The sequence below is a fragment of the Wolbachia endosymbiont of Cylisticus convexus genome, assembly GCF_003344345.1.
This window is the reverse complement of sequence record NZ_QPIP01000126.1, coordinates 1-3,498: the sequence shown is the minus strand read 5'-3', so window position 1 is coordinate 3,498 and position 3,498 is coordinate 1. Positions and strand designations below refer to the sequence as shown.

Annotated in this window: 8 protein-coding genes and 1 pseudogene; 1 reads left to right on the top strand and 8 read right to left on the bottom strand. The window is 35.2% G+C overall.

The features are described from left to right. The coding region (locus Wcon_RS08945; RefSeq protein WP_114516781.1) for an IS256 family transposase at window positions 1-828 on the bottom strand (828 nt) is incomplete at its 3' end. Window positions 829-887: 59 nt separating this feature from the next. Between Wcon_RS08945 and Wcon_RS11255 the strand changes: the two genes are divergently transcribed. Then, a complete protein-coding gene (locus Wcon_RS11255) occupies window positions 888-1,166 on the top strand; it encodes a hypothetical protein (RefSeq protein WP_147269182.1) in 279 nt (92 codons plus the stop codon). On the opposite strand, the pseudogene Wcon_RS12220 reads toward Wcon_RS11255, so the two are convergent. From Wcon_RS12220 to Wcon_RS08910, 7 genes and pseudogenes are all read right to left on the bottom strand, one after another. Then, window positions 1,143-1,226 (bottom strand): annotated as a pseudogene (locus tag Wcon_RS12220) (GPW/gp25 family protein); the annotation flags it as partial. The gene Wcon_RS11255 and the pseudogene Wcon_RS12220 overlap by 24 nt on opposite strands. Beyond that, window positions 1,223-1,483: a PAAR domain-containing protein gene (locus tag Wcon_RS08935; RefSeq protein ID WP_114517897.1), complete on the bottom strand. Its 261-nt coding sequence runs from the start codon at window positions 1,481-1,483 to the stop codon at window positions 1,223-1,225. The gene Wcon_RS08935 and the pseudogene Wcon_RS12220, both read right to left, overlap by 4 nt. Further along, window positions 1,480-1,944: a phage baseplate assembly protein V gene (locus tag Wcon_RS08930; protein ID WP_012481798.1), complete on the bottom strand. Its 465-nt coding sequence runs from the start codon at window positions 1,942-1,944 to the stop codon at window positions 1,480-1,482. The genes Wcon_RS08935 and Wcon_RS08930 overlap by 4 nt, the downstream gene beginning before the upstream one ends. Continuing rightward, window positions 1,931-2,404 carry a hypothetical protein gene (locus tag Wcon_RS08925; protein ID WP_114517896.1) on the bottom strand — a complete coding sequence of 158 codons (474 nt, stop codon included), beginning with the start codon at window positions 2,402-2,404 and terminating at the stop codon, window positions 1,931-1,933. Before Wcon_RS08925 ends, Wcon_RS08930 begins: the two co-directional genes overlap by 14 nt. Continuing rightward, window positions 2,401-2,913 (bottom strand): phage tail protein, encoded by a 513-nt coding sequence (locus tag Wcon_RS08920; protein WP_410543471.1) that lies wholly within the window; start codon window positions 2,911-2,913, stop codon window positions 2,401-2,403. The genes Wcon_RS08925 and Wcon_RS08920 overlap by 4 nt, the downstream gene beginning before the upstream one ends. Continuing rightward, entirely contained in the window at window positions 2,906-3,223 is a 318-nt protein-coding gene (locus Wcon_RS08915) for a head-tail joining protein (protein WP_114517895.1), read from the bottom strand. Before Wcon_RS08915 ends, Wcon_RS08920 begins: the two co-directional genes overlap by 8 nt. Before the next feature lie 95 nt (window positions 3,224-3,318). After that, window positions 3,319-3,498: major capsid protein (locus tag Wcon_RS08910; RefSeq protein WP_179947511.1), on the bottom strand; the 180-nt coding region annotated here is incomplete at its 5' end.

Sequence of the window (3,498 nt, the reverse complement as noted above, 5' to 3'; positions counted from 1 at the left end):
ACTGGATACATATTTCAGAGAATTTCTTATTTGGTGTACTATACATAGCTGCACTTCTGCACTGGGAAATACACTGTTGATGGCTGCAGGAAAGCTTTTTAGCCCATCTACACATGCAATCAGAATATCTTCTACTCCTCTTTCTTTGAGGTTATTTAGCACTTCCAACCAAAAGTTAGCTCCTTCACTTTCAGCCAAATAAAAGCCCAGGACTTCTTTTCTGCCATTTTGGTCTATGCCCAATATATTGTACATACATTTACTTACGCAATGTCCATCCTCCTTGACCTTAAAGAACATCCCATCCATAAATACTATCGGGTATACTGATTGCAGTGGACGACTACGCCATTCATTGATTATAGGCAGTAATTTGTCGGTAATACTTGATATCTCTGCTACCGATATTTTGTGATCATAAATTTCCTCAACGTGTGACGCTATATCTCTATAGCTCATACCACTGGCAAATGTGCTCAAAATCTTCGTTTCAAGCTCTGGATGTAAGCTTGTTTGCCTTTTTTTGACTATTTGCGGCTCAAAACTTCCTTCTCTATCTCTTGGCGTTAACAGCTCAAATGAACCTGCACTTGTACGTAAAGTCTTTCCATTCCTCCCATTTCTGCGATTATTTTCTTCACTTTCAGCTAATAAATGGTTTTCTATTTCACCTTCTAGACTCGCCTCCAGCAGCTTTTTTATAAATGGTGTTAATGCTCCCTCCTTTCCTGTCAACGGTCTTCCTTCTCGTATAGACGACAGGATATTTGTTTCCAACTCTTTATAATCTACCAATCCGTTAGTTCTGTTTACTACTTTTTGACTCATTGTCAAACCTCCATTTTTAAATTGATATAAATTACTTTTTTTCGGTTTGACACACTTTTTTGAACATTCCCTTCAATCGAAAAAATCTACAACAAGAATTAACTCTCGTTGTAACCAATTTAGAAGAGTTTTTTTCCAATATTAAATCAAAGCTTGATGATTTAGATTGGCTAACTAAACGTAATGTTATCAGAATATTAGTTAAGCGAATTGAAGTTGATATTGAAGAAGTAAATATAGTGTTTCGAGTAAAAGATATATCTCATTCTACAGAACATAACAATGAAAAAGGTCAAAATTTACAACATTGTCGTAGTAGTCAGTATATCAATTATTGATTGCTTTAAGTGTTCTAAACCCTCTAGTTCTTTACCTGTTTCTTTGCTCATTCCCTTCATACTGGCTCTGTAAAAACATCAGAACTCCCTCTAATTACTTTAAACCCACATGAAACTATATCTCCTACTCTTCCTACACTAAGACCATTTGCAAACACTGTTTTTGATCCTTGAATCATTACTTTTCCTTCACTAAAACTGTCTCCTTGTCTACATATTGACTTACCGTTTACAAAAACATTATTACTTCCGCTAATGCAGAAATGTGGTATAGCTTCTCCACAATAGTCTCCTAACCTTACTATTCCTTTGTTCAATTTAAGTCGATCCTTTCTGCTTTCAGTTTTATTCCACTTTTTGTCATTTCTATGCTCGATTCCCCAGCTTTCAGTGTTATTTTGTCTACTACTTCAATCTCTAAATGATGTTTATCTTTATCGTATGACAACTTTGTTCCATCTTGAAATGTTAAGCTACTCACCTCTTTTTTATTTTCTGGTGCAGAGTACTTTTGTTGATATATTCCAGGAAGTACTACTCCTAAAGATAATTCTCCCAGCGGGGAAAGTATAACTACTTGCTCATCAATACCTGGCGGAGACCAATTTCTATCTTTTCCTGCTTTGCTTGTTATCCATGGCAACCAATCTGTTAAAAATTCGCCTATTTTAATTCTTACTTTTGCTTTTTCATAATCTACTTCTTTTACAAGCCCTATTCGTACAATGTTTGCTAATTTTCTTTGCAGCTCTGAAATAGCAAAATTACTCTCTAACATTTTCTCCTATTGTAATCGTATGTGGTTTAATCTTATTTTCTGTCCATATCGATTTACCTAAATGAAGCTGATGACTCCACTCAACCAACCACAACAAATACGCATCTAATTCGGGTCTAAATCCGTCAATTTCCGCAGAGATAAATTCTCCTGGTGAAACATTTTCCACATTCCAAGTATTTTTATTTACTACTCTTGCTACTTCTGCTGCTAATGTTCTGACAATAATAAGGGCATTTTCTATTGTGCTATCAGTCACAATGCGTGCTTCAAATCTTGCTTTCAATGCTAATTCTTCTGTTCCAGGATCTTTTCCAGATTCTAAACTCACAAGCTCTACAAATAACGCTGGCGCTAATAATTCTTTTCTTATCGATGGATAAATTTCACAAGTTTGAATTGCTGGTATTTCTCTCTTCAGCGTGGTACAAATTTTATCATGTAAATCTTTCAAATTCATCCTTTATAGCTCAATTCACGTTCAAAAAACTTTGTAAAGACTTCTTCAACTTCATAATTAACAAGATTCCCTATTATCCTTGAAGCCTCTGGTTTCAGTGACAATTTAACTTCCTTTATTGGCAATGCTGCCCTTCCTTCACGTTTAAACATACCGCTATTTCCTTTTGGCATAACTGCTGCAAATCCTCCTATAAATTGGTGCTTTCCTACTTTCGATCCTCTTCTTGTTTTTTGTATTTTGCCAATTGTCGATGCTCTAATGTCATAGAGATTTGCTCTAATTAACACTTCTAATCTGCTAGTTTTCGCCTTAAAAATTCTTAATCTCTTTCTTATCAAACTTAATTTTATCTGCTTTTCCTCACTGATTTCCTTAGCTGCTTGCGCTTTTAACCATAGTGCCGTTTTGTTTAACGCTTTTATAGCTGCCAGTTTTATTTTCTGCTCTTTTCTTTCAATAGTGGAGATTATTTCATTAATATTGTTACTAATTTTAATATCAAACACTTTCTATTGCTTCAATTTTCCATATTTCACTCGAAGAATCTTTTAACGGTGGTTCAAAAATCTTGTAGAACCTTTTTTCAATCTTGATATAATCGCCTATGCTAAAGGAAGTAACGTCCTGATCACGTATTTCTACAGAAGCAATTTGCTGAGTTAATGCTCCATCTGCACCTAGAGAGTACGTAGTCTCAGGACGTTTTATTAGCACTTTTATTCTACGAATACCCTCCTTATTTCGATTACAATATATGGCTTCCACTCCTAGATGCTTAAAACAATCCTCCAATAATCGCTTAATATTCTCTTGCATATTTCTTTTTGATATACTAACCTTTACATGCTAAGAAGCGCATACCGGTAGAGTCGTTCTGTGCCTCACCAACTTGTAATTACTCTACCAGTATGTTATGCTATAGCGACTTTTACTAATACGCCAGGCCTATGGCACATTGGCAGAGGATTTGACTGCGTATGTAAATCAGTTCCTCTATCAAATCTTCTTGGCTCTTGTTTTGCATAGAGTGGCTGTCCAAGAGTATTTACTGTTTCATTAAAGTCTGCTGGTGCAAAATATGTTGTAAATGT